This window comes from Roseinatronobacter alkalisoli, assembly GCF_028745735.1.
GTDB lineage: Bacteria > Pseudomonadota > Alphaproteobacteria > Rhodobacterales > Rhodobacteraceae > Roseinatronobacter > Roseinatronobacter alkalisoli.
In genome coordinates, this window is sequence record NZ_JAQZSM010000032.1 from 1 (window position 1) to 25,892 (window position 25,892).

Genomic DNA, 25,892 nt, shown 5'->3' on the forward strand with positions numbered 1-25,892 from the left:
GGCCGCAGGCGCGATATCTGGATGAGATCGGGCATCTGCAAACCGTCAACGATATGGCAACTGCCCTGCTGGAACTGGACCCACAGGTTCTTGGGCATGGCAAGCAGCAGCATCAGGCACTTTTTAGGGCATCGTCAACTTGCGGGGGCCTTCTTTGAAATCGTACCGATCGGCATGACAAAAGCCAAACATTCCGGTGCCTTCAAAGGCCACCGTTTCCCGCCTGAGATCATTGCATATGCGGTCTGGTCCTATTTTCGGTTTCCCTTAAGCCTTCGCGATGTTGAGGTTCTACTTGCGGCGCGCGGCGTCATCGTGAGCTATGAGACGATCCGGAAGTGGGTTGGCAAATTTGGTACAAAGTATGCCGCGTCCATCCGGCGGGATCGGGCTGCGCCGTCTGATAAATGGCACCTTGATGAAGTGGCCATTCCTATCCGCGGGCACAAATTCTGGCTTTGGCGCGCGATCGACTGCAATGGTGACGTTCTTGATATTGTGGTTCAATCTCGGCGCGACACTCGCGCAGCGAAACGTTTTTTCCGCAAGCTATTTAAACAATACGGGCGACCGCGCGTTGTGATCACGGACAAGCTCGGCAGCTACAGTGCGGCTTTGAAAAGCCTCGCGCACGGCATCGACCAACGCGGCGCCGAGAAAAGATCATGGCCCGCTTCAAATCACCCAACCAAGCACAGCTCTTTTTGTCTGTCCATGATCACGTCCAAACCGTATTTCGCCCCCGCCGCCACAAACTATCCGCCCCTGCCTATCGACAATCTCGCTCAGATGCTCACAGCATTTGGGATGACATCACATGTGAGTTGAAGGCCGCTTGACCAAGTGTGTGTGGCTCCTTTTCGGCAGGATCCGATAAGTTGACGATGCCCCGCAAGGACCGTTAATTCAGTGTTGGATACGGCAGGGCAGCAGATTGAGGCGGCACAAGTGGTCATCGCCACCTCGCCCGCGTCACTGTGGCAACATGCATCGTGAGCGGTAAGTGAGACTGCCGTTTCAGGGGCAAAGGTGCCAGTGTGCTGCGCATGGGCTTCAGCACTGGAAACGCCACCAACAGCAAACACGAGGATCAGCAGACAGGCACGGATCACTGATGTGACCGCGTATCTCGTTTGCCTTGCTCTCGCGCGTGGCACTTTCACGTGCTGCCCTTCTTTCGATGCAGGTTTCCATTTCGGCCATATCTGCCCCAATCCGCAATGACACGGATCAAAGGGGCAGAAACCGGGGGGAAACCACTCCGTAAACAACGGATAGCCCTTCTAGTATATGGAAGGTCAAGCCCCCCGCCACGAGATTGCCCAGATATGACCCATGCCTGTTTGATGGCGGCAGGATATCCAGCCCCCCCATTTCCCATGCTGGGAAATGATTTCGTGGCAGGAGCGCTTAGTGCGGGGCTATCAGGTGTTGCGGGTCATGGCGCACCCTCCCCGTCATCGAAGGTTTTGGCGGCGCGGCGCAGGGCAAGGCCCAGCCCCAAAAACAGCACAGCCCCGAAGCCCCAGACCCAAGCATAGCCGATCATCCCGCTCCATGGGGCAAGGGCATAGGCCAGTGCCAGCGCGGCCCAGACAGTAACGACGGTGAAGATAAGTGCGATGTCGAATGTCATGTTCGTTCCCTTTCGTTTAATGTGCGTGACCCGCGCCCACCGCCTCTACCGGCAGGGCGCGCATTATTTCGAAACCCAGTGTGGTGGCGCCATACATTCCGATCACGATGACCAGCACAGCAAGCGGGCCGACCAGTGCAGCCGCACCGGCCTGCGGCGCGCGCGTCCCGTCCCATCGTGTTGACGCGGTGCTGGCCCGTCCGCCGATCAGCGATCCGGCGACAGACAGGGCGAAGCCGACCAGCGCCAGCGCCATGACCAGCCCGCCCGCAGCAACCCAGCCCATCAACACGGCCCAGAGTGTCGGGGCCACGTCATCATAGCCCGCGTCAATTACCCGGCGCGGCACGCCAAGATAGCCCGCCGCCACACCTGCACCGCCAAAGGCCAGAAGCCCCAGCGTCGCAAGATGCGGTGTAAAGCGCGCAAGGTTTGGCAGAACCAGCCCGCGCCCCGTCACTGCCGGAAGGATGACTGCCAGTGCCGCAAGAAAGCTAAGCGATACTGTCCCCACCGTGAAGAAGTGAAAATAGCCCGGCACGAAGAACGTGTCCGACAATAGCGGCGCAAGTTCTGCCTGAATTAGAACAAAGGCCAGAACGATGCCGAAAGCCATGTTGACGACAGCAAAGCTCGCTGCCGCCATTGCAGGCTCGCGCCAAGGCAGCATGCGTATCCAGCCAAACACCCCTCGCCCGCCACGGGCACGCGCATGCACTTCAAGCGATGCCACGATGATCAGGAAGGCCGTCAGCGTCGGCACACTGACAAGCAGCGACAGCAACGACCCCGCAATGCGGACAGCGCCCGGCAGGTCCGGCTCAAGAAACATGTGATAGAGCGATGTCGGCGGCACGAACACAAGGTAGGCGGCAAAGACAAGCTTCGAGAAGCGCGCCCCGAAAATGGATTTCACGCCGACCACGTCCTGCATCACCACATACCAGACGATGACCGTGGCCATCAGCGGTAGGTAATGCATGTTGTGAAACACGATGTGCCAGTTGGTGCCGTGATTCGCGGGCATCTCGCCCAGCCCCAGCGCCCATAGGAAGCCTGGTAGGAACACATAGATCATCGCGAAACCGCTGACCATCAGGAACCCGGCCCAAGTGAACAGCGCAAAACCCACCGCCGAGAGCGCGCCTGTACGCCGCACAGCGCCTAGAAGTGTGGCAACCCCCGCCGCCGGAAGTGCGATCAGGCCAAAGCCCAGCAGGATGTAGCCTGCGTTAAAGGTCGCAAGCAGTTCGGGTTCATGCGCGGCAAGTTGCGGATTGCCGTCATAAAGCAGCGGCGTTCCACCAGATGCTGCCCATAGCGACAGCACCATGCCAGACAGAACCAGCAGGAAACCGGCCCATGCAAGTGCGGGCGCGGCCAGCCCGCGCCGGCCTTCGCCTGCTGCCAGCGCCAGCAGGATGGCCCCTTGCACCACAAACAGCCAGTAAAAGAAAATCCCGACCCCATGCAGGGTCAGTAGGCGGTAGCCCGCCTCTGGCAGCAGGTCGATCCAACCTGCGCGTGCCAAAGCCACGCCAAGGCCCCCGGCGATGCCGACCAGAAGCACAAGCAACGATATGCCCGACATCGCCTGCAAAAGCAGCCGGTCACCCGTTGAAAGTGCGGTTAGACGGCTTTTAAGGGTGTCACTCATGCTGCACCCCCTTCCGTCACGCTGAGTTGCGCCTGCATGGTGTCATGCGCCGCGCCGCAATAGACAGTACAATAGATCAGGTATTCGCCAGCCTCGCTGAAGCGCATCTCGGTGTCCACCAGTTGCCCCGGCCGCAAGCGGATCATCCGCCCGCCGCGCCCGAACTGAACCGACGCCCCATGCGCCACATCTGTGGCCATCATGCGAAAGCGGTAAGGCTGGTGCGTCGTAAGCCGCAAATGCCACGGCGCGAAGAAGAACTGACCGGCATGCAGCCAGACGTTGATCGGCGCTGTACTTTCAGCATGCGAGGGCGTTGCGGAGTGGTCGACATGCGCGGCGGCCCCATGATCGACATGGACATCATGCGCAAGCGGCGCGTGTCCGGCATGTGCTTGATCGCTCGTTGTATCACGCGCGTCATCAACCAGACGGGGGCGCACGCTGCCATCAGGCTCGCCAAAGCGCTGGATGAAGTCCTGCACGCGCGCCTCGAACGCCTCTGGCGTGATTGCGTCCGTCTGCGGGGCCGCATGGGCGGCGTGCTCCGCGATGCCGCTCGCATCATCGGCATGTGTGGCACTGAATAGCGCAAGCGGGCCGGGGGCTGCACCATATCCGACCCAAAGGCCGTAAAGTGCTGTGCCCCCCAGACCGGCCGCCGCGATAAAGCCGCGCCGTGTGGTCAGATGGGGTTTGTCTGTCATCGGATGGTTCCTTCAGTCTCGAAGGTTCCGGCACATCTGTGCAGCGCATCTTTCACATACGAGGTGTCTGCACAGGGCAACGGAACAGTTCTGGCAGGTGCCCTTGCGCGCAAGCAAACTGGACTTGCCGGTCCAACTTGCGCAGCAACAGGCAGGTGCATGTACGCATCAGGTGGGACGGCTGGACATGCCGCCTTTCCTGTTTCGTACTACAGGCCCGCGCAAAAACTATCCGCGCCGACCTGTCAGACCTGAAGGAACATTTTCGGGGGTTGTTTGGCGGGCATTGAATTGCGTCCCGCTGGTAGGGCCGCTGACATCGAGACAATCAGTTCTGTAGAAAAAGGCTGAACCACGGTGGTGTAAGGGTCCGTAACTGCGCAGGCAACGCAAGGACCAACCACAGCACAAGGTGTCGCAGCTTGGTCATGTACATGTCCGGTGCAGCACTCCGCATTTGACCCCATATCGAGATGAGCAACCGACATGGTGTGTGTCGCTTTCCCCATAGAATGAGAAAGCGCATGTGCTTTTGAAGCCGAGGCACTGACGAGGAGCAGCGCGAACATGAACACCGGCAAAACAAGCCAGCGCAGCGCGGACCATGTGGCACGCGGCGGGGCTGAATTTGTGTGTTCTTCGCTGCGTCGCATTCCGCACCATGGTTTCAGATGCCGAAGTTCTAGCAGCGCACCAGCACATATGAATTGATGTAAATCAATTTATGGTGGATCGATGAGAAAATCGGAGGAGCCTGCTGATAGAGAGGTGACTCGCCGCGCTTTGCCTGAGCGGCCGCTATCAAGAAACTTATGCGACTTGTCGACTGGCCACTTTGGGCCGACCCTACTCGGTCAGGTCATCCAGACTAACCGAAAGCGCACCAGCCAAGGCGCGCAGGGTTGCGACGGAGCCCCGCTTTCGGCCTGTCTCGATCTCGGCCACAGTAACGCGGTTCACGCCTGCTTTTTCGGCGAGGGCAGCTTGTGTCTTCCCGCGCAAGTCCCGGTAGACGCGCAGGGCGTTTTCGCCGTTCAGCAGGCGGTTCGCGTATTCCATGGGTATCAATTCGTCCTCGCCTGCCGCCAGAGCAGCCTTGGCGCGGTCGTAGCTTTGCAAATCGGCGAGGTCTTCTGCCGCCGCCCGCAAGCGGTCATATTCTTCGCGTGGGATTGTTACCAACTCGTTCATGTCATTTCCTTTCAATCATAGATGCCGCCCCGTGGCCCAATGTTGAATACGGCCAGAACATTGCCCTGATCATCCATGATCACCCGCCAATCCCTGACACGCAGTCTTATCCCCTCTCGGCCTTTCAGGGATTTCACGTTGTTTGCCTGCGAGGCTGGGTCTGTCGCATATGCCTCGATCTTGGTGCGGATCAGCTTGGCCGTGTTCGCGGGCATTCGCCGCAAGACCCTGATCGCGGCTTTCGTATAGCTGATCTGCTTCATGGTGTAGCTTTAGGCGACATGCGGTGCGAAGTCAAGCAAATTGTCGCCCTTGGCGACATGCCTGGCCGGCCTGAACCGGCCAGGCACAGCTTACAAATCGATCCCTTCCGACAAAGACAGCGCATCATCGAGGTCAACGCCGAGATAGCGCACAGTGCTGTCCATTTTGGTATGCCCAAGCAAAAGTTGAACAGCGCGCAGGTTGCCGGTCTTCTTGTAAATCTGGGCGACCTTGGTGCGCCGCATCGAATGCGTGCCATAGGCGCTGGGTTCCAACCCGATCGAGAGAACCCAGTCGCGCATAATCCGGGCATATTGGCGCGTGGACAGGTGCGGGCTGGCATGGAGACGGCTGGGCCATAGGTATTCGCTACCCATCAATTCAGGATCCTTGATCCACCGCTCCAGCGACACGCGTGTTGTGTCGGTGATCTCGAAACGAACAGGCTTGCACGTCTTGCTTTGCGTGACCGATGCGCGTTCTTTAACACGGCCCGCCGCATAGACGTCGTTCACCTTAAGGCAAACCAGATCGCAGCCCCGGAGCTTGCTGTCGACCGCCATGTTGAACAACGCGAGATCGCGCTTGTTGTCGGCCATTTCCAACCGGACGCGGATGGACCAGACATGCTTGGGAAGGAGTGGTCGCTTCTGGCCGATGATGCGGCCTTTGTTCCAAGGGGCACGCGTGGGGCGAAGGGCGGGTAAGGTTTCGATGGACATGGCTTCTCTCCTGTCCGCCAAACCCGCCACGTCCTCGGCCCTACCGACGGAAAAGCATAGCATGAGTCGCTATCTCTGGTGCTCATCAATCGCATCAGGTGGAGAGCGGCCTGTGACATTGCAACACTGCGCACGTAACACACGGTGAAACTTGTCTGTCGCTCTGATCTCTTCAAGCGACTGCCACTCGCTGAGAAAACCATATTCGGGCTCTTGTCCGATGCCCGCTGTTTTGAATTGCACTCCGATGCTCTGTAATGCGTTCGTTGAGAATAAATCCCTTGCCGTAGGCTGGTATCAACCGTCATAGTCATGATACCTCGCCTTGACCCGGTATTAACCCTTGTTTTCACTCCCAAATTGGCTGCGGCACAAACCACACAAAATCGACAAGCCGGAGGTTTCTAACCACGGCAAGCCTCACAGTGCCGTCGCGCCTAAGGTCGGGACCAATATCGACCACCCCGTTATTAACCTCTACCGGCCGCACATCACCTCGGGCGACTGCCTTATTGTGACCGGCTACCAGGACTTTCTCTCCTCGCTTGCTGTGCTTATGAAGGAGGTCAAGGACCTCAGAGACCCTGAAGCCAGCACGGACATTCGCATTCGGATATCGTTCGGGATTGATACTGCGAATTCTCGGCGGTTGGGCAAGTCTAAACCCGTTACTGAAGAGATGAAGCTATACTGGTTGGAGAAGTCAGGGCTGCAGGTCGAGGACGACGATGACTTGCTGGCGGTGCTGGCAAAGCGCGCAATCCAGACTCGCAGGTTAGAGCTTCGTGTCTTTGACCCTAGTTTGGCCCAAAAACATCTGGGGATCACCGGGGACCGTCGGATGCATGCGAAGATCGTCGCGTCCCGGGTAGGCGCCGTTTCGGGATCAGCGAACTTCTCCAAATCGGGCCTCTACAGCAACATCGAGTATGCGGATGGCCTTGATGCTGGATCACACGAGCTTCAGGCAGAACGCACCCGTGCGGCCGAACAGATTTGGGAAGTTTCTGCTGACTGGACCGATGAAGCACTCGAAATCCTCGACAAGCTCATCAAGCCCGCCACTGCCGAGGACGCCATGGCACGCATGATCGCGGAGCAGAAGGGCTTTGAACCCTGGCTTACGGGCGAACGCAGGGAAATTACCGGTCACAAGCTTTACGGGTACCAACAAGAACTCACCTACGAGGCATGTTCAATCACATACGACCACGGCATTGCCTTCGTCGAGGCGCCTACAGGGTCGGGAAAAACCGAAATCGGTTGCCACCTTGCGGAGGCCTTATCAGATACTTTTTTGCGGGTGATACCCAGCTCTCCTGTCCATGGTGTGGCCCGGAAGAACGCGGCTGTCATCGCGCCGCCAAAAGTCATCCCGAGTTGGGAAAAGCATTCCACGAATTCTTTACGGCCAATAGCCAACACAAAACTTGCCAAACAGCATCTGCGAGGCGCTGGGGACGATAGCCAGTCCGGTCTAAGACTTGATCAGTATGGCGTGCTCATCATCGATGAAAGCCATACGGTCACACCAGGCTTCGAACAGGCCTCTCAGATGGCTGCGGCCGTCGAGCTCGCGCCCCCAAGTTGGAATGTCTGTTTATCGGCCACCCTGCTGGGCAACCGTGACGTCGACTGGCTTACCCATATGCAGGAGAAACGCGCATCCATTTTCATGACGCCAGACTACATCCAGGCCATGGGTGAGCTGTTCGACCGTGAGATGCAAAGATCGCCCGATATATTTGATCATCAAGCGTCGCTTGCGGTACTTTCAGAACCAGAAACCGCCCTTTCCCGGCAGGCGCGTACCGAGCTTTCCGAGCTGATCTCGCCTTTTCTGACCCGCCGACAGCGCCGGTGTATTGGCCAAGACGAGGATCGCTCCACGCACAGCTACCCGAAGCTCGCCAATCATGGACGACCCAAGACGCTGGCACTTGCCAAGCCCCAGAAGGCGCGCCTCGACGAAATTGTTACGCTATGCCATGAACTTGCGCCCGGCGGCCGGGTCACGGCTGTTGAGAAGAGCCGTTTCGGGCATGTAAAAACGCAGCAGAGCACGCAAGATCAGCTCCACATCCGAAACCTGCTGAACATTCTGCGCGTGAGCGCAGCGCAGGCCGCGTGGGAGATGTCTCATGGCGTCATAGGAAAGTGGCTGCGAGAGTTTGAACAAGGCTCCAAGAATGGGAGGAGAGCGCCACACCCGGGCCAGGCCGACATGTTCGCGCAACTTGGCATAGACACATTGGCGACGCCTGAGACGTGCGACGCCCTAGCCCGAAAACTCAACTCGCAGTCGCTGCGTGAACTTGACGAAAAGCGATACGAAGCCTGCCTGCGAATTCAGAACAAGAAGGAGCGAGTTGTTTTCCTTGCTGAGCGCACGGATACGCTCGAAATCTTCGCTGAGGCGCTTTCCCGCCGCGGTCACCATACGAACTTCGTTGTTGGGAACCAGACCAAGGGCGATGAGAGGGCAGTGAAGGCCGTCTTTGGTAGCGCACCGGATGGTTTTCGGCGGATCACGCACGGCAAGTCTGTAGAGTCCTACTTCCGCCCTGGCGGGAAGAACGCCCCGCATGGACCGGCGTCGGTATTTCTCACGTATAAAATGGCTGAGGGCATCAACCTCCAATCAGCCGATACGCTTGTGCTTCTTGGGGTGACATCGAACCTCAAGGAACTCATTCAGGGCTTGGGCCGGATTGACCGGATCGACAGCCAATTTGGGATCGTCAACTATCATCTTGTCGACATTCCGGTCGGTCAGTTTGCATCGGACGAAAAGGTGACCAATCGTATCGAGAATTATCGAACCCTTGCTGGGGAAGACCTGATCGATGCCGTGCAGGAGGTCGGCTCCGAGGACGCTGAGGTGATCCTTGAAAGCGTCATCGCATACCTAGGATCAGCCAGACGACTACGCAACGACAACTTCCACGACGTTCTCGCGCGCACCAAGGAGAGAATTTCGCCCGAACGTTATGCTCTGATCAGCGGGGCAAGAATAGAAGGCACTTGGGGTGCGGAACTGGCGCTGCTGTCTGCTAGGGAGAGGTTCACCGCGTTACACCTGAAGGGCGTCGACAAGCCGGCCAACTTCTTTCCCCCGCGTTTACTGATGCTGAGGCATTACGAGGAGGGCTTGGTGCTGGTCAGGGATCAGTTGAGCTGCGCCAATATCCTTGAAGCGGCCTACGAGCGCACGAGAAGCCTGGGTTTAGAACAGACCCGCATGCCCTTGGAGGATCTGTCCAACGCGCTCGAAATCATCGCAGAGCAGCTTGGAACGCTTACCGAATGGGACTTGCGTCCTGCTCGGGTCGAAAGCCTGATGAAAGCATGCGCGGAGTTCATGAGCCGGCGCGGCGAAAGCCGCCTCGATGATCAAGAACTGTTCGGGCACCTTTCTTTACCTGCCATCGAGATGATCTGTGAGGCATGGAGCAGACTGCTTGACCCCTTCTGGGAGCAAGCCAAGCAAGAGGTGCGGGACAGCTTCGCCTATGAGGACCTCCCAAAGGGCTATATCGCGATTCAGGCAATTCTTCAGAAGCTGGATGGTGATGCTCGCCACGCCGACGAAATTCATGAAATGATGTCGAAGGTGATCGAGGAAGCTGAGCTGCTGTCGCGGAACCACGAACCGGAGATCGGGCGCCGGGTTTCGGTGGTGTTCTTTTCTGATGGAGCAGGAGAGCATTGAGGTAGCACAATGAAGATCGCCACAATGCCTGAAATATCCGGACTAGCCGTGTCAGCGTGAGGGGCGGGAAGCCGACTGTGACATCGCGGCACTGCAGCCGCAGAGAATGGCTGAAGCGGCCATTCGCCTCCGCGCCGATCAACAGGCACAGTTGGTCGCGAGCGGTGTTTACAAAGTAGGGATGATGGGTGCTGTGACTGAAATACCTAGAACTTTGCTGCCACTCGAGCAGCGAAGTGGTTCTTCCGCATTGGACTGGCGAGTTTTTGTACGAAGCAAATGAAGGCGCGAGATCACGCAAGGTCTGGATGGCCAATGAGCGCCGGTGAGAACAGTAGCCCGGAGAACCGGGCTACCTTCTGAACCTGAACAGGACCATTTCTTGGACTGTACTGCCTAGCGCGACGGCAAAGCGATCCAATCGGCAAGCGCAACATCTGCGTGAAGGAAGGCGGGGATTTTCTCGCCCAGCTCTTCCATATTTGTGATGTTGCCGTCGTTGAGCATATCGCGCGTGATCAGCGTGGGCGGCACGACCACCTGTTCACCTGGGTCTTCTCCGGCAAGCAAAAGCGCCAAGGCGCGCACCGAAACCTCGCCCACCACGGCAGGGTTTGTCGCGGCAGTCGCAGCCCAGGGCGAATTCGGCTCACGCATCATCGCAATGTCAGCCGTCGAGATATCGGCCGAATAGATATTGATGTTATCCGCGACACCCGCTTCCTGCGCGGCGATCATCACACCCTTGGCAAATTCGTTATAGGGGGCAAAGACGACTTCGATACCGGGATTGGCCGAAAAGACAGCGCGCGCCTGATTGGCGACCGAATTGGCGATCGGGTTATCGAGCGTTCCGAATTGCGAGACCTCGTTGATGCCCTCGTAGCGCGCCTTGAACTCGCGCCATGTTTCGTCGCGCCGATCAAGCGGCGCAATGCCCGGTACATAGACATACCCGGCCATGAACGCTTCGCCGTTGTCGGTGATGGCCTGTTCCAGCGCCAGACGGGCAAGATCGCGGTCAGATTGTTCGATTTGCGGGACAGCCGCGTTTTCCACGTTCACATCAAAGGCCACCACCTTGATCCCCGCATCGACAGCGCGCTGTGCCGCATCCTGCATGGATTCGGTCAGACCATGCTGGATGATGATCCCATCGACCCCCAGCGCGATGGCCTGATCAACCATATCCGCCTGCAAGGCGGCGTCTTGACGGCTATCAAAGACGCGAAGATTGACACCGAGGGCTGCGGCCTGTGCCTCGACCCCAGCCAGATAAGACTGAAAGAAGTCGCCTGTCGAAAGGTAGCGCACCAGTGCGACGGTCACGTCGCCCGGGTTATCGAAAGGTGCGGGTGCATCCTGCGCTAGCGCCAACGAAGGCGTGAACGCAAAAGCACCGGCTGTCATCATTAGTATGCGTCTGGAGATCATGGTTTCCTCCCTTTCTTCAGACTTGGTTGAACTCAGTTTCAGGCCCCACGGCTACCTCGCGCCGTGAAGGCAAAAGTAAACACCAAGGCAACGACAAGAACCGCGCCCTTGATGAAATCCTGTGTGTAATAAGGCGCGTTCATCATGGTCATACCTTGCAACAGCACCCCAACAAAAAGCGCACCGATGGCTGTGCCGAACGCATTGGGCTTGCCTGCGCCGAGCACTGCAAATCCGATCAGGGCTGCTGCGACCGCGTCAAGCAGAAGATTTGTGCCAGACGCCACATCCCCTCGCCCCAGACGGGCGGCCAGAAGCACTCCGCCGAAGGATGCCAGCGTGCCAGAGATCATATAGGCCGCGATCTTGTAGCGCTCGACCTTGACCCCCGCGAGTTGTGCCGCCTGCGCATTCGAGCCGATAGCATACATCAGCCGTCCATGACGGGTGAATTCCAGAAACACCCACACCAGCAGGGCCACAACCAGCAGAAAGATCACCGAAAGCGGGATCAGCCGTTCGATGAAGAAATCAATCCGGTGACGGCCCAGCATCAGGAATAATTCGGAAAATGTGCCGCGCGCGACTGTGCCATCGGGCAGGGTCATGCCGGTCGAGATCGAGCGCCCTTCGGTCGGGATGCGCTGCAAGCCAATCAGCAGGAACATCATCCCCAGCGTCGCCAGCAGGTCTGGCACACGCGCCTTGACGATCAGCAGGCCATTCACCAGACCCACACCCGCGCCCATCAGCAGACACAACGCAATCGCCACGCCCGCGCTCAATTCCCAGACCACCATCACATAGGCCGAGAGCATAAGCGCCGATGTGGCCACTGCCCCGATGGACAGATCAAACCCTCCCACGACCAGCGTGGCAGTGACACCCAGAGCAAGAATGCCGGTGATCGCGACGGACTGAAACACGAAGACAGCGCTATGTGGTGACAGAAAACCGGGCGCGGAGATGGAGAAAAACACCAGAAGCCCCGCCATCAGCAGCAGGAAGCCAAATCTTATCGCCAGGTCGATCAATCTTGTCTGCACGCTCATGCACCTTGCCTTTCTATCACAGCCTCTGTCGGACTGTCTGCAACTTCAGCCATGATCGAGGCTACGTCGATCTCTCTGTTGGGGCGGTCGCTTTTCAGGCTGCCTTCGCAAATCACCACGATGCGATCCGCAACTTCAAGCGCCTCGTCCAGCTCTGTCACCAGCACCAATGTTGCTCGCCCCGCCGATTGCGCACGGATGCGGGCCCCGATGTCGCGCCGCGCCTGAATGTCCACACCCTGAAACGGCTCGTCGAGGATAAGAAGGCGGGCTTCTTCAGCCATCCAACGCCCGACCATCACCTTCTGCTGGTTGCCGCCAGAAAGGCTGAGAATCGGATCGGTATGGGATTGGCATTTGACCCCCATCTCCGAGATCATTCGCGCCGCGAGTGTTTTCTCGCTCTTGCGGCTGATCAGATCAGCAAAGCCGCTATGGCGACGGGTGAAAGGCAGTGTGAAATTGCGCCCGATATCGAAATCGGGGATCACTGCATTGCTCCGCCGGTCGCGAGCGGCCATGAACACCTTGCTCGCGATTGCCTGCGCCGGTGATTTCGGCGTGTAGCTCTGCCCATCCAGCCGCATTGTGCCCGAAACAGGGCGCGCTACCCCGTAAAGTGTATTTGCCAGCTGCGCCTTGCCACTGCCGACCAGTCCAACCACAGCCACCACTTCATTGGCATGCAGCGTCAGATCGAAGGGCCGTGACTGGGCGCGCAAGCGCAGATCAGAAAGCTCCAGCACCGGCGCACCGCGAGCGGGAATCGTGATATCCACCTCGGTCATCTCATGGCCCAACATGGCGCGCACGGCACCAGAGTAATCCAGCGGGACCTGGGTGAAGCTGCCTGAGATCACCCCGTCACGCATGCACAGAATGCTGTCGGCCAATCGGCGGATATCGGACATGCGATGCGAGATATAGAGGATAGCCACACCCTTGGCCCTGAGACCTTCGAGCAGCGTGAACAATCGCTGTGCTTCCGCGTCTGACAGCGAGGATGTCGGTTCGTCAAGAATGAGGATTTTCGGATCATGTGACAAGGCCCGTGCAATTGCCACAAGCTGGCGATCAGCCAGCGACAGCAGAGCAACAGGCTGTGTCATCGTCGCCACCAGCCCCACAGCTTTGGCAATCTCGCGCGCCTCGGCGCGCAGCTTTGCGCCGCGCAGGAACAGGCCAGACCCGGCCGCGATACGGTCGAGCATCAGGTTTGACGCGACATCAAGGTCAGTCACAACTCCGTCATTGATGGACTGATGAACAGTCACGATACCCGCGCGCAGCGCCGCATGAGGAGTGTCAGGGGCGTAGGCCTGTCCATCCAGCAACATCGAGCCACGATCCGCCGCCTGTACGCCGCACATGATCTTGACGAGCGTCGATTTGCCCGCCCCATTTGCCCCCATCAGCACAGTGATCTGCCCGGCGGGCAGGTCCAGATCAATGCCGCGCAGAACACTGTTGGCCCCAAAGGCCTTGTTCATATTACGGATTTCCAGCGCGTTCTGCGTCATCTCGGCTCTCTCCCTGCTCCCGATAATTGATGTAAATCTGCAAATGTCAATAGTATTTGACATTTGCTGAAAAAACGGAAAACTGACAAGATGACGGCGGCACCAGAGACGCGCCGCGCTGTGAGAGGAGGTCACGATGAGCGCAACCCCTTATGAAGCCCTGACACCGGAAACGGTCGCCGCGCGACTTGGCGATATCGTGGCTGTCAGCGCGCATGCCGGCCCTTCAGAGACATGGCAGGTGTCAGAAGTGGGGGACGGAAATCTGAATCTGGTCTTCATCGTAACGGGCGCGGCCGGTCAGGTCATCGTCAAGCAGGCTTTGCCCTATGTGCGACTGGTGGGCGAAAGCTGGCCCTTGCCGCTGAAGCGTGCCTTCTTCGAATATAACGCCCTGATCCGGCAGGCCGCCCGCGCGCCGGGCATGGTGCCAGAGGTCTATCACTACGACGATGCACAGGCGCTGGTGGTGATGGAATTTCTCACCGATCATGTGATCCTGCGTCAAAGCCTGATGCAGGGCATCCGCCACGAGGGGCTTGGCGGGTTACTTGGGTTGTTTTGCGCGCGGACGCTGTTTCGCGGCTCGGATCTCAGTATGAACACGGCCGAGCGCAAACGCGATCTTGCGCGTTTTGCGGAGAATATCGAGCTGTGTGACATCACCGAAAACCTGGTATTTTCCGATCCGTATTTCGCAGCCCCGATGAACCGCCATACGCCCGCCCTCGATCCCATCGTGGAAATGCTGCGCGGGGATCGCGATCTGAAAGTCGCGGCGCAGCATCTGAAAGCCGCTTTCGCCAATAATGCGGAAACACTGCTGCATGGGGATTTGCATACTGGCTCTGTCATGGTCTGCGGCGACAAGGCGCGCGTGATCGACCCTGAATTTGCGACTTACGGTCCGATTGGCTTTGATGTCGGGATGCTGATTGCGAATTTTCTGATGGCCGCCTGTGCCGTGCCCGGCCATCTGGCCGATACTGCGGAACAGGCCAGCTATCAGGATTGGATTCTCGCCACCGCAACCGAGGTCTGGGACAATTTCGCGCAGGAATTTACGCATCTGTGGCGCAATGAGCGCAAGGGCATTCTCTATCAGTCTACGCTCTTCGAGGACCAGAACGACGTGCTTGGCGCAGAGCAGGCGAGGCTTGACAGACTCGCCGCCATCTGGCGCGACGCGCTTGGATTTTGCGGCGTTGAGATGCATCGCCGCATTCTGGGCCTCGCGCATATCGCCGAATATGACCAGATCGCAGATGAAACCCTGCGCGCCCGGTGCGAGGCGCGCGGGCTGATGCTGGGACGCGCGCTTGTTATCGGGCGCGAAACCATCCGAACCATGACAGACGTAACAGATCTGGCCCGCAGCATTCTGGGGAAGGACTATCTATGAAAATCAACGGAACCCCCTATCGTTCAATCTGGCGCGATGCCGCGTCTGATGCGGTGCAGATCATTGACCAGCGCTGGCTGCCGCATGAATTGCGCATCGTGCCGCTGCGCAATCTAAATGATTTTGCCACGGCCATCCGCGACATGTGGGTGCGTGGCGCACCGCTGATCGGCGCGACTGCGGCATGGGGCATGGCCGAGGAAATGGCGCGCGACCCGTCCGATACCAACCTGAACGCGACATGGGATGTGTTGCATGACACCCGGCCCACGGCGATCAACCTGCGTTGGGCGCTGGATGCAATGCGGGCGACGCTCGCCCCCCTGCCCCCTGCCAAGCGCGCGGATGCTGCCCGCGCAAAGGCCGAAGCGATTTGCGACGAGGATGTCGAGATCAACCGCCGGATAGGGGAAAACGGTCTTGCACTGCTGCGTGACATTGCAGCGCGCAAGGGCGGCGGTCGGGTCAATGTGCTGACGCATTGCAACGCGGGTTGGCTTGCGACGGTCGATTGGGGCACGGCTACCTCGCCCATCTACCACGCGGTTGAGGCCGGGATTGATATGCATGTTTTCGTGGATGAAACCCGCCCGCGCAATCAGGGCGCGCTTCTGACGGCCTGGGAAATGAACAGCCACCGCGTCAGCCATGATCTGATCGTCGACAATGCGGGCGGGCATCTGATGCAGCATGGCGAGGTCGATATCGTCATCGTCGGCACCGATCGCACCACGGCGCGCGGCGATGTGTGCAACAAGATCGGCACTTATCTCAAGGCACTCGCGGCAAAGGCAAATGACGTGCCGTTCTATGTCGCGCTGCCCTCGCCCACGATCGACTGGACCGTGCGCGATGGGCTTCGTGAAATCCCCATCGAGGAACGATCAGGCCGCGAAGTGACCCATGTGCAGGGCCGCGGCCCTGACGGGCGCGTGGTCGATGTCCAGATCTCGCCGGACGGAACGGGCGCGCGGAATCCGGCCTTTGATGTGACGCCGGCAGAGCTTGTCACGGGTTTGATCACCGAACGCGGCATTTGCGCGGCCACTCCTAAAGGGATGTCGGCGCTCTTTCCCGAATACGCGACCGCGGCGCAATAGGTCAGGCCAGAAGCGCTTGCGCCACACTGAGGCTGGTGACAAGATGGGTCGCATAGCCACCCGCGATACAGGCGCGGGTGGCAGCGACCTTGTCATGGCCGGGCGTGATGAGGATGCCGGCCTGTAAACCGATCAGATCGCTCAATTCGACCCCGATCATCCGCTCGTCCAGCGGGCCGGGGATCGCCTGGCCCTGTGCATTTATGAAGCGCCCCGACACCACACCGACGGCCCCTTGGGCCACATACCAGGCCAACTCGTCTCGCGTGGCCACCCCGGCCCCGACGACATGACTGTCCGGCTGACAGGTGCCGACGGAGAACAGGCTTTTCGTGATATGGCCAAACTGGTCAAGCTGTGCCTTCAGGATCGGTTCGGCGCGGAGTTCGCGGGCGAGGTCTGCTCGGCTCAGAATTGCGGGTGCATGCAGGTTGTGGCAGTGTGACCCAAGCTTTTGGGCAAGTCGCGTTGAACAGGCCTCGGCTGTGAAACCATATGGGGTGGACATGGAGCCGACGAGTTGAATCACGGCCAGATCAGGCAGGTTCTGCTGTTCCAGCACAGTGGCCAGATCATAGACTGTACGGCCCCAAGCCACGCCCAGCCGGTCATCAGGGGCCAGCAGGTCCGGCAGCCATTCCGCCGCACCCCGGACAACCCGGTAAAACCTGTCCTCATCGTTGCTAGCGGCTTCATCTGGCACGACGTAGGCCGCTTGCAGGCCGAAACGAGCACATAACTCCAGTGCCAATCGGTGCGTCGTGAAGCTCTCGGCTGCCATCGAGATGCGAATCAACCCACTTTCGCGCGCGTCGGCAAGGTAATTGACGACTGACGCACGTGATATGCCAAGCCGCTCTGCAATTTCCTTCTGGTTGAGCCCTTCCTGATAATACATCCAGGCGACTTCGATGATGACATTCTCGCCTGTGATCTGGCCAGCGGTCCTGCGTCGTGTGATCCCCATTCTCACCCCAATTCAACTAATGCCAAGATGGTTTGACATTTGTGCAAGCCTATCCCATTGTCAATCACACACAGGGCGAAGACGGATAGATACAGCATGATCGCAAATCTCTGGCAGGACAAGCAGGCAAAGCAATTTCAGGATGCAGCGGGCACAGACCCGATGGCGCGCGAACTTGCCTTGCGGGTCTACACATCGCGCCTGATCGGGCAAGACCCTGATCTGGTCATGCATGGGGGCGGCAATACTTCGGTCAAGCTGCGCGGGCGCGATGTGATGGGGCGCGAGATTGACGTGCTGCATGTCAAGGGTTCGGGGTGGGATCTGGAAACCATCGAGGCGGCCGGCTTGCCTGCGGTACGGCTGGACCCGCTTATGGAGTTGCGCGCGCTTGATGCGCTCTCGGACGAGGCGATGGTGAATGTGCAGCGTGCAAACCTGCTTGACAGCACTGCGCCCAACCCATCGGTGGAAACCCTTTTGCATGCCTGGTTACCCCCGCGCTATATCGATCACACGCATGCAACGGCGTTTCTGGCGCTGGCAAATCTGCCCGAAGTGGCTGAAGCCACGCGCGAGATTTTCGGCGACCGCATGGCGCTGGTGCCCTATATCATGCCCGGGTTCGTGCTGGCCAAGGCCGCGGCAGAGGTGTTTGAGGCCAATCCGCAAGCCGAAGGGTTGCTGCTGGTCAATCATGGGCATTTCACGTGGGGCGAGAGCGCGAAAGCGTCCTATGACCGTCTGATCGCCCATACCAACGCGGTCGAGAGCTGGCTCGCACAGCGCCGCCCTGCGCCGCTGCATCCTGCCGCAGCGCTGCCCGCTGACGAACGCACGCAGGCCCTGCCGCGACTGCGCGCCGTGATTGCCCGGACGCTTGGTGACGGTGCCGCCATGCCCGTGATGGATGTACGGGCAAGCGGTGATGTTATGAGCTTTCTCGCCCGCCCTGATCTGGATGTGCTGGCGACGCGCGGGGTTGCGACACCAGATCATGTGATCCGCACCAAGGGTCACCCGCTCGTGCTGCGCAAAGCTGACCAGAGCCCGGACGGATTGCGGCAGGCGCTGGACGCTTACGCCGCGCGCTACCGCGCCTATTTCGACCGCCATAACCCGCGCTTTGGGGGCGCAAAAACCATGTTGGCCCCTGTGCCCGGCCTGGTCTGGGCCGAAGGGATCGGGTTGATCGGGCTGGGGGCCACGAAATCCGCCGCGCGCATTGCGGCAGACATTGGCGAGCAAACCCTACGCGTGATGCGCGACAGCGAGGCTTCGGGCGGGTTTCACCCCATCCCCGAAGCGGACCTGTTCGATATGGAATACTGGTCGCTTGAACAGGCGAAGCTGGGCAAGGGCAAACCCGCCGCACTGCAAGGGCGCATTGTGCTGGTGACAGGTGCTGCGGGCGCAATTGGTGCCGCCATCGCGCGGGCTTTTGCTGCGCAGGGCGCATCGCTCATGCTGATCGACCGTGAGGCAGAGGCCGTAGAGGCGTTGCGCGCCAGCATGGGGCGCGATCATTGCGCGCTGGCCTGCGACATCACGGCGGCAGGCGCGGCAGATCAGGCGATCGGGGCATGTATAGACAGTTTCGGGGGATTGGATATTCTTGTCTCAAATGCAGGTGCCGCCCTGACAGGCGACATGGCCACGCTGCCCGACACCACCCTGCGTGCCAGTTTCGAGTTGAATTTCTTTGCGCCAGTCGCCTTCGCGCAAGCCGCCGCGCGTGTGTTGCGGGCGCAAGCGCGGGGCGGGCAGTTTTTGTTCAATGTCTCGAAACAGGCGGTCAATCCGGGCAAGGGCTTTGGGGCTTACGGCCTGCCCAAGGCCGCAACGCTGTTTCTGGTCAAGCAACTCGCGCTAGAGTTGGGCGGCGAGGGCATTCGCGTCAATGGCGTCAATGCCGACCGAATCCGCTCTGGCCTGCTGACCGATGACATGATCGAAGCGCGCGCCAAGGCACGCGGATTGACCGAAGATGACTACCTGTCGGGAAATCTGCTCAAGCGCGAGGTGGAAGCGCGCCATGTGGCCGATGCCTTTGTGGCGCTGGCGCTGTCAGACCGCACAACGGCGCATGTTCTGACAGTGGATGGCGGTAATATCGAAGCCTCCCTGCGCTAGACGCGCAGGGGGCCATCACTGCGCGCCAGCCGCGTCCACGGCGCGCCGCATCGCGGTGATACCGTCGCCGATCTGCGCGCCAAGCCGCAAGAGCGATCCGCCCAGCAGATAGACAACATCCGACCCATACATGCGCGCCATCTCGCCTGCCCGCTCGACGCTCATGCCACCACCGGGCGACGGCAGGATCGGCACGCCCGGCCCCATCGGGTCGCTGCAGGCTTCGGCAATCGCCTGACACTGCGCGACGGTAAAGCCAAACCGCCCGCCGACATTGGGGAAAACCGAAATATCGGCACCGGCCAGGCGCTGCAACGTACCGAACAAAACGCCGTGATCGATCCCCGTATCGGGGGAAAGCACATAGGGTCCAAGGAAGCTTGGATGGGCCATCACTGGCAGGCTCAGATCAGGGTCACTGGCAATCGCGTGCATCAGCCCGAAGCCCAGAAGCCCCGGCATGATCAGGAACCCGTCCGCACCGGCATCGCGGGCAAAACGCAGATTGTCGCGGATTTCCCACGGATGCCCTGCGACCGACGGGAAGTAGAGCGCGCGGCGCCCTGTTTCTTCGGCTGCGCGTGCCACGCCGGCTGCGATCTTCACGACCCGTTCACGAAACGGGGCCATGTGCTGATCGGTGATGCCGTGATCTTCCTTGACGATATCCGCCCCGGCAAGCGCGCTGCGATAGGAAATCTCTGCCAGCGCATCTGCGCCCAGCCCCTGCGGCTTGATGACGGGTGCGATCAGCCCGCCCTGTGCTCGACCGCACAAGCGCCGCAGCCCCTCTATCCCGAACCGCGCGCCCTTGTGGCGTGCAAGGATCGCCTCTCCGGGATCGACGCCCATGACTCGCAACCCCCGCTGGATTGACGAATTGCCGAACACGACATTCAGAAATTGGGTGAATTCCGACCCGGCACTGTCAGAGCTGTAGCTGAGCGTCGCGCGAAACTGGCTGTCGCCCTCACGGCCGATCTCTTCGATCCGACCAAGGATCGTGTCCTCAATATAGCCCGCCGGGACGACATCACGGGGGATTTCCACTGTCTGTTCCAGCGCGATCGCTTCCGCCCGCGCCCGCGCCTCGGCGAGCGACGCCGCAAAGATACGGTAGGTGACGCGAAATCGGCTCATAGCGCCTCTGCCTTGACAGCGGAATGCACCGCATCCACGCGCACTGCGCAAAGGGCTTCTTCCGTGATGCCAGTTTCCTGCCCGGTCACCCGCTCGACCGCACGCACAAGGCTAAGGGCGTCCAGCCCGTAATAGCGCATCAGATAGGGCTTTGAGCCACCATGTGCATAGGTATCCTGAAGCCCCAGCCGCACCAGCTTGCGGGCCAGACCCGCCTCGGCCAGAGCCTCGGCCACCATCGAGCCGACCCCCCCCGCCACGAGGTGGTTTTCCAGCGTCACCACACCATGCCGGACAGAGGCTGCATGTTCCACGATCTGCGCCGCGTCAAAGGGCTTGAGCGTGCTCAGATGCAGGTGCCGCACCGCCACCCCCGCCGCATCGAGTGCCGCGCGCGCGCGCATTGCTTCCTCGGTTGCGATGCCCGCCGTTACGACCAGAACATCATCCCCCTCGGCCAGGACCCGCATCTGACCGATGCGCAGGGGCGTGTTGAACAGGCGTGGCACAGAGCCGCGCAAGATACGACAATAGACCGGGCCATCGACCGTATCTGCCTCTGCGACGATGCTTTCTACCTCGGTCGCATCGCCTGCTTCCAGCACAGTCATATTCGGGATTGTCCGCATGACCGAGATATCTTCGATCGCCTGATGGGTCATGCCGCCCGGTGTGGTGATGCCCGGCAGAAAGCCCATCAGACGCACCTTGCGGCGCGGATAGGCAATGGACGCCATCAACTGATCATAGGGCCTGCGATACAGAAATACGCCAAAACTGTGGATAAAGGGCCGGAACCCTGCCAGCCCCAACCCGCCCGCAAAAGACAGCATGTTTTGTTCGGCCATACCCAGCGACAGGAACTGATCGGGGTGGCGGTCGCGGAAACCATCTATCTCGCAACTCGAGGTCAGATCGGCGGACAGACACAGCACTTCCGGGTGCTGGACAGCATAGGCCTCAAATGCCGATGCGTAGGGGCGATTAACCATTTCCATCTCAGTGATCCTCCAGCACGATGGGATCAATCCCCAGCTCTCGTGCAATCGCGATATTCATTTCGTCCCGTTCCTGAGCGGTTTTGAAGCGCACATAGTGCAGGCGCGGGAAGCGGCGCATCAGGAAGTCCATCCCCTTGGTGGGCGAGGAATGGGCAAGGATTATCAGCGGCTGGCCGTCATGCGGCGTGGCCTTCGCTTGACGCAGCGCATCCAGATCATGGGCGTCAACTTCGGCCACGACAGCGCCGAAATTGCGCAGCTTGGTGGCAATATCGCCCACCTTCATTACATCATCCATCGCGCCATCGCATTGCTGGCGATTGACATCCATCAGCGCCCAGAGGTTGCCGATCTCATGATGTGTGGCGGCCTGCACGGCTTCCCATGTCTGACCTTCCTGCACTTCGCCATCCGACATGAAAACACAGACCTCGCCGCGCTCGCCGCGCCGCTTGCGCCCCCATGCAAGGCCCGCCGCCGTGGAGAGGCCAATGCCAAGCGTGCCGTTATGCACTTCCATGCCGGGACTGTGCTCTGCCCCGATCATTTCGACCGAAGACCCATCCTGATTGAACATCTCCAGCCCTTCGGGGGCCATGCGGCCAACCTCGATCAGGCAGGCATAGGCCACCAGCGCGTAATGCGCGGGCGCAATGAACAGGCGGTCATATTCAGGTGCGGCGGGGCCGTTATATCCTGCACCTGTCACATAGTCAGGGTTCTGTGCAGACGGCACGCCCCCGAAGGGCGGTGGGATCATCGGCATGGTTGAGGGCCCAAGCGTCAGCGCCTCATTATACAGAAATGCAAGCTGCTCGGCGGCAGAACAGGCTTGTGACAGATAACCGCCATTGTTGCGCATGGCATGTTCAAACACGCGTCGGCGAATAGCCGAGGCGATATCTTCGCTTCTGGGGGCGTTGCGCATTGTAAATTCCTTACTGTTCTGCATCGGAGATAACTACGAACACAAACAAAAGTCAATGTCGTCTGTCTTTTGTAATATAGCGGTGAGTATAGGCGTCCGCCATTGTCGATGGCGGACGATCACTCCCGCAATATGCTGCGAATGCAATGTCACTACTTCGCAGTCGGCTTCCTGCCCTGTATGATGAACTCTCAACGCATCCCGTATCCTTCGTGATCATCCGCAATGAGGCTGGCTGCTGTCGCATGCTGCGCCATTCCTGAGCGACCGCTTTGACGAACCCCATGCAAAATACCGACCGGTCGGTTTGGGCCGATCACGACGTTGGCACGATCCGCGAGCGTCATGAGTTCGATCCTGCGAAGCAGCTCGACGTGGGGGCCCAGAGCGGACGGTCATTTGCTCGTTCCGCCGCCGTGATGCGCATGACCGCGATCCACGCCCAAACTGAACGAAAGCGGCAGGACAGGTCTGCCCGCTGCGCTGAAAAACACTACCGCCGAGCCAGAACACGGCGGCTTCGCGGTCTGATCCGCCCTGTTCCAGCAGCCCGCGCGACCGCAGAGGCCGCTGCGCGCGAAAAACCTTGCCCAATAGAAGGATTCTAGCGCTTTTCACGTCAGTCGGCACGCCACTTGGGGAATGTCGGTTTCTTAGCCCATTCGACTTGTTGATTTTCGTGCCTATTAAAGGGGGCATTGCCCATGACGTCTTCAGCCGTGACTTTGCGGACCTTCAAACTACGGCAGATCAGGCGACCATAGACGACATGATCCGCGCTCGCTCTGACGATCAACCGCGCGCGCAGATCGCGTCTTGCCTGATGTCCCGCGCTGCACTGTTCAACAAGGAAGATAACACCATCCCAGACTTTGCCCTCGGCACGGTTATGCAAATTCTAGGGGACCGGGCACGAAAACCCGAGCGGATGAAAGAAAAGCTGGCGCAACCACGTTTAGAATTCCTGAGCACCACCGAGTGTTCCATCTGTGTTTGTAAGAAATATGTCATCAGGCATCAGCCTCCGGAGCAGTTCAACAACAGGTATAGGTGCGGAAAGACCCTGCGACAGTATTTCTGCTCGGGCTTGCTCGAAAAGCTCAGTGTGTCTGGGTGTACCAAATATCGGTGATTTTATGATAAGCACCTCATCCTCGACGCCTTCCAAATTTATGCAAGCCACGCCAGTAATGGTTGGGCAAGGCTTACTCGCTTTCGCTTTCAGCCATTTCCCTGAACCGATCAGCACTCCTGCATAAAGGATCGCTGCTTTGCTTTCTGAAACCCCGCTGGCGATCAGCACTTCATAGAACATTTTCTGTGTTTGATACCAGCCACGCACAGGCCGAACAGACTTCGAGTAGTGATCGTGCAGTATCGCTGCAGGAAGGTATGTCTCCTCAAACGGTTCCCCAGCAAAGAACTGCGCCCATCTGGGAATCGATGCGCCATCGGTGACATCACCTTTATCGGCCTCCCACCCGATGTTTTGTTTGTCGATATACCCGAAATTGTCGCCAAGAGTACATTGCGCGGTTTTCTGACAGCCCGGTGGCAACAATACAATCTGACCAGAGAACTCAGCCCTTGCTGGGTGGCTAGAAAATACAATTATAACAAGGAGTAAAAACATCTTTTCCATTCTGCGCCTCTTGGTTCTGGGCCCCAAACGGACATACCCCAAGTGGCATGCCGACTGACGTGAAGATCGCCTGAACCTGCCCGCCGAACAAGCCTTTTCCGCACCGAGCGGCGTCTGCGGTCGCGCAGGCTTCTGGAACTGGCCTGAACAGACCAAGAAGCCGCCGCGATGGACTTCTTTTCACCCGCAGCGAACGACAGAAAAGTCCCGCATGATCCCTATGCCCTTTCGGATGCCGTCTTCGAAGCCGGGTATGAAGATGCGGTGATCGGCACCGGCAACCCGCGCCTGCTCGGGGTTGAGATTGAGGCCGAGGGAGAGGATGCCGAGAGTGTCGTCCTGACGGCAGCGCGTATGATCCTGAAAGGCCTGACCGCCGGTTCGAAACTTGATGAAGTGCGCCCGGACCTGGTGAGCCTCGCGGAAGTGGCGGAGAAGTTGAATGTGAAGCGCCAGGCATTGCAACAGCGTGAGATGCCGTTGCCGATCGCAGGCGGCCTCTACCGGGTTGATGACATGCTTGCTGTGTTGACAGCGGCGGTCGAGCCGGGGCCGGGGCGGCGCCGCGCACGCTTTGATCTGGACGCATCCCGCAAATGGTTTGTGGCAGGTGCCGCCGCGCGGTGGGTCAATGCCAAGCTGATCATCCAGCAGATCGATCCGGTCACCGCCGAACCCTTCGAGACGCAGCGGACGACCGCGTCGTAACAGCCCCCATTCCGTAAATTATTCACAGCCCGGCGCGGAAGCTGGGCGCGGCGGATTGTCATGCACCCGGCGAGCCGCCATCCTGTTTCGCGAAAGGATGCGGTGGACATGACCCCTCATGAAACCCTCCGAAGAAAGCGGATCATTGCAGTTGATTTTCCTATCGATTTTCTTCCATACTGCTGAGAAATCGCAGGAATTCATGATGATAGAACTTCAGCCTACCACTCTGACGGGGCGCTATGTTGAGCTCGTTCCCTTGGAACGCCACCACCATGATGAGCTTGTCGATGCGGTCAAGGACGGCGAGCTTTGGCGTCTGTGGTATACCAGCATACCAGAGCCTGCGGCGATGGCCGCTGAAATTGAGCGTCGCCTGGGCCTTCAGGCGGCGGGCACGATGCTACCATTTGCGGTGATCGAACGTGCCACAAACCGAGCCGTCGGTATGACGACATATATGAACATCACCCCGCAGGGCCCACGGATGGAAATTGGATCGACGTGGTATGCACAGCGTGTTCAGCGAACCCCGCTGAATACCGAAGCGAAACTTCTCCTGCTTGCACATGCTTTCGACACCCATGGCTGCATCGCTGTCGAGTTCCGCACCCACTTCCTGAACCAGCAGAGCCGACGTGCGATTGAACGGTTGGGTGCCAAGCTTGACGGTATACTGCGCCAGCATACGCGCATGGCTGATGGCAGTCTTCGTGACACCTGTGTTTACAGCATCCTTCCATCTGAATGGCCGAGCGTGCGATCGGGGTTGGAATGGAAACTGGAGAAATTTGGCACTGAATGACGGCCTCTGACTCCTTTCGTCGGTCCAGACGCAACGCTGAACCCCGGGTTGGCCCCACTTGCCAACGGCGCTCGTGTGTCGGCTAAGCGGGACCTTTCTGCCGTTCACGCCATCCACCTGATGACCCTTCGTTCTTGCAGCACCGCCGACCTAGAGGGCGGAAAGCGGTCC

The 25,892-nt window shown here is 59.3% G+C and carries 21 protein-coding genes and 1 pseudogene; 7 read left to right on the forward strand and 15 right to left on the reverse strand.

Annotation, left to right across the window (positions count from 1 at the left end; all coding sequences use genetic code 11):
• The first annotated feature begins 174 nt into the window (after positions 1 to 174).
• Positions 175 to 839, forward strand: a pseudogene (locus tag PUT78_RS20020) (IS6 family transposase).
• 599 nt (positions 840 to 1,438) lie between these two features.
• Here the strand turns inward: PUT78_RS20020 and PUT78_RS20025 are convergent.
• From PUT78_RS20025 to PUT78_RS20050, 6 genes are all read right to left on the reverse strand, one after another.
• On the reverse strand, positions 1,439 to 1,636 hold the full coding sequence (locus PUT78_RS20025) for a hypothetical protein (protein WP_274354037.1): 198 nt from the start codon (positions 1,634 to 1,636) through the stop codon (positions 1,439 to 1,441).
• A gap of 16 nt (positions 1,637 to 1,652) precedes the next feature.
• The gene (locus PUT78_RS20030) at positions 1,653 to 3,293 is read right to left on the reverse strand and encodes a cbb3-type cytochrome c oxidase subunit I (protein WP_274354038.1); all 1,641 of its coding nucleotides are present in this window, start codon (positions 3,291 to 3,293) and stop codon (positions 1,653 to 1,655) included.
• Positions 3,290 to 4,000 carry a cupredoxin domain-containing protein gene (locus PUT78_RS20035; RefSeq protein WP_274354039.1) on the reverse strand — a complete coding sequence of 237 codons (711 nt, stop codon included), beginning with the start codon at positions 3,998 to 4,000 and terminating at the stop codon, positions 3,290 to 3,292. Before PUT78_RS20035 ends, PUT78_RS20030 begins: the two co-directional genes overlap by 4 nt.
• A gap of 846 nt (positions 4,001 to 4,846) precedes the next feature.
• Positions 4,847 to 5,191, reverse strand: coding sequence for a helix-turn-helix transcriptional regulator (locus tag PUT78_RS20040; protein ID WP_274354040.1), 345 nt, complete (start codon positions 5,189 to 5,191; stop codon positions 4,847 to 4,849).
• An 11-nt stretch (positions 5,192 to 5,202) separates the two neighbouring features.
• On the reverse strand, positions 5,203 to 5,454 hold the full coding sequence (locus PUT78_RS20045; protein WP_274354041.1) for a type II toxin-antitoxin system RelE family toxin: 252 nt from the start codon (positions 5,452 to 5,454) through the stop codon (positions 5,203 to 5,205).
• Between the two features lie 90 nt (positions 5,455 to 5,544).
• On the reverse strand, positions 5,545 to 6,177 hold the full coding sequence (locus PUT78_RS20050; protein WP_274354042.1) for a tyrosine-type recombinase/integrase: 633 nt from the start codon (positions 6,175 to 6,177) through the stop codon (positions 5,545 to 5,547).
• A 343-nt stretch (positions 6,178 to 6,520) separates the two neighbouring features.
• Here PUT78_RS20050 and PUT78_RS20055 point away from each other — a divergent pair, with 343 nt between their 5' ends.
• A complete protein-coding gene (locus tag PUT78_RS20055) occupies positions 6,521 to 9,889 on the forward strand; it encodes a DEAD/DEAH box helicase family protein (RefSeq protein ID WP_274354043.1) in 3,369 nt (1,122 codons plus the stop codon).
• A 396-nt stretch (positions 9,890 to 10,285) separates the two neighbouring features.
• On the opposite strand, the gene PUT78_RS20060 is transcribed toward PUT78_RS20055, so the two are convergent.
• From PUT78_RS20060 to PUT78_RS20070, 3 genes are read right to left on the reverse strand one after another with little or no spacing between them, the layout of a single operon-like run.
• Positions 10,286 to 11,323, reverse strand: a complete 1,038-nt coding sequence (locus PUT78_RS20060; RefSeq protein WP_274354044.1) for a substrate-binding domain-containing protein — start codon at positions 11,321 to 11,323, stop codon at positions 10,286 to 10,288.
• A 38-nt stretch (positions 11,324 to 11,361) separates the two neighbouring features.
• Entirely contained in the window at positions 11,362 to 12,375 is a 1,014-nt protein-coding gene (locus tag PUT78_RS20065) for an ABC transporter permease (protein ID WP_274354045.1), read from the reverse strand.
• Positions 12,372 to 13,895: a sugar ABC transporter ATP-binding protein gene (locus tag PUT78_RS20070; RefSeq protein ID WP_274354046.1), complete on the reverse strand. Its 1,524-nt coding sequence runs from the start codon at positions 13,893 to 13,895 to the stop codon at positions 12,372 to 12,374. Before PUT78_RS20070 ends, PUT78_RS20065 begins: the two co-directional genes overlap by 4 nt.
• Before the next feature lie 136 nt (positions 13,896 to 14,031).
• Here PUT78_RS20070 and mtnK point away from each other — a divergent pair, with 136 nt between their 5' ends.
• Complete coding sequence (mtnK, locus tag PUT78_RS20075) at positions 14,032 to 15,297, forward strand: S-methyl-5-thioribose kinase (protein WP_274354047.1); 1,266 nt, start codon at positions 14,032 to 14,034, stop codon at positions 15,295 to 15,297.
• Positions 15,294 to 16,397 (forward strand): S-methyl-5-thioribose-1-phosphate isomerase, encoded by a 1,104-nt coding sequence (gene mtnA / locus PUT78_RS20080; protein ID WP_274354048.1) that lies wholly within the window; start codon positions 15,294 to 15,296, stop codon positions 16,395 to 16,397. The genes mtnK and mtnA overlap by 4 nt, the downstream gene beginning before the upstream one ends.
• A 1-nt stretch (position 16,398) precedes the next feature.
• Here the strand turns inward: mtnA and PUT78_RS20085 are convergent, their stop codons facing one another.
• Positions 16,399 to 17,364, reverse strand: a complete 966-nt coding sequence (locus tag PUT78_RS20085; protein ID WP_274354049.1) for a sugar-binding transcriptional regulator — start codon at positions 17,362 to 17,364, stop codon at positions 16,399 to 16,401.
• A 96-nt stretch (positions 17,365 to 17,460) separates the two neighbouring features.
• Here PUT78_RS20085 and PUT78_RS20090 point away from each other — a divergent pair, with 96 nt between their 5' ends.
• Positions 17,461 to 19,497, forward strand: a complete 2,037-nt coding sequence (locus tag PUT78_RS20090) for a bifunctional aldolase/short-chain dehydrogenase (RefSeq protein WP_274354050.1) — start codon at positions 17,461 to 17,463, stop codon at positions 19,495 to 19,497.
• Positions 19,498 to 19,512: 15 nt separating this feature from the next.
• On the opposite strand, the gene PUT78_RS20095 is transcribed toward PUT78_RS20090, so the two are convergent.
• The 5 genes from PUT78_RS20095 to PUT78_RS20115 form a co-directional block, all read right to left on the reverse strand.
• Positions 19,513 to 20,637 carry a RuBisCO large subunit C-terminal-like domain-containing protein gene (locus PUT78_RS20095; protein WP_274354051.1) on the reverse strand — a complete coding sequence of 375 codons (1,125 nt, stop codon included), beginning with the start codon at positions 20,635 to 20,637 and terminating at the stop codon, positions 19,513 to 19,515.
• Positions 20,634 to 21,635, reverse strand: a complete 1,002-nt coding sequence (locus tag PUT78_RS20100; protein ID WP_274354052.1) for a transketolase family protein — start codon at positions 21,633 to 21,635, stop codon at positions 20,634 to 20,636. The genes PUT78_RS20095 and PUT78_RS20100 overlap by 4 nt, the downstream gene beginning before the upstream one ends.
• 1 nt (position 21,636) lies before the next feature.
• Positions 21,637 to 22,566 carry a transketolase gene (locus PUT78_RS20105; protein WP_274354053.1) on the reverse strand — a complete coding sequence of 310 codons (930 nt, stop codon included), beginning with the start codon at positions 22,564 to 22,566 and terminating at the stop codon, positions 21,637 to 21,639.
• A 191-nt stretch (positions 22,567 to 22,757) separates the two neighbouring features.
• Positions 22,758 to 22,913, reverse strand: coding sequence for a hypothetical protein (locus tag PUT78_RS20110; protein WP_274354054.1), 156 nt, complete (start codon positions 22,911 to 22,913; stop codon positions 22,758 to 22,760).
• Positions 22,914 to 23,521: 608 nt separating this feature from the next.
• Entirely contained in the window at positions 23,522 to 24,208 is a 687-nt protein-coding gene (locus tag PUT78_RS20115) for a DUF1353 domain-containing protein (RefSeq protein ID WP_274354055.1), read from the reverse strand.
• 168 nt (positions 24,209 to 24,376) lie between these two features.
• Here PUT78_RS20115 and PUT78_RS20120 point away from each other — a divergent pair, with 168 nt between their 5' ends.
• A complete protein-coding gene (locus tag PUT78_RS20120) occupies positions 24,377 to 24,916 on the forward strand; it encodes a hypothetical protein (protein WP_274354056.1) in 540 nt (179 codons plus the stop codon).
• A 118-nt stretch (positions 24,917 to 25,034) separates the two neighbouring features.
• The gene (locus PUT78_RS20125) at positions 25,035 to 25,721 is read left to right on the forward strand and encodes a GNAT family N-acetyltransferase (protein ID WP_337994707.1); all 687 of its coding nucleotides are present in this window, start codon (positions 25,035 to 25,037) and stop codon (positions 25,719 to 25,721) included.
• Positions 25,722 to 25,892: the final 171 nt, after the last annotated feature.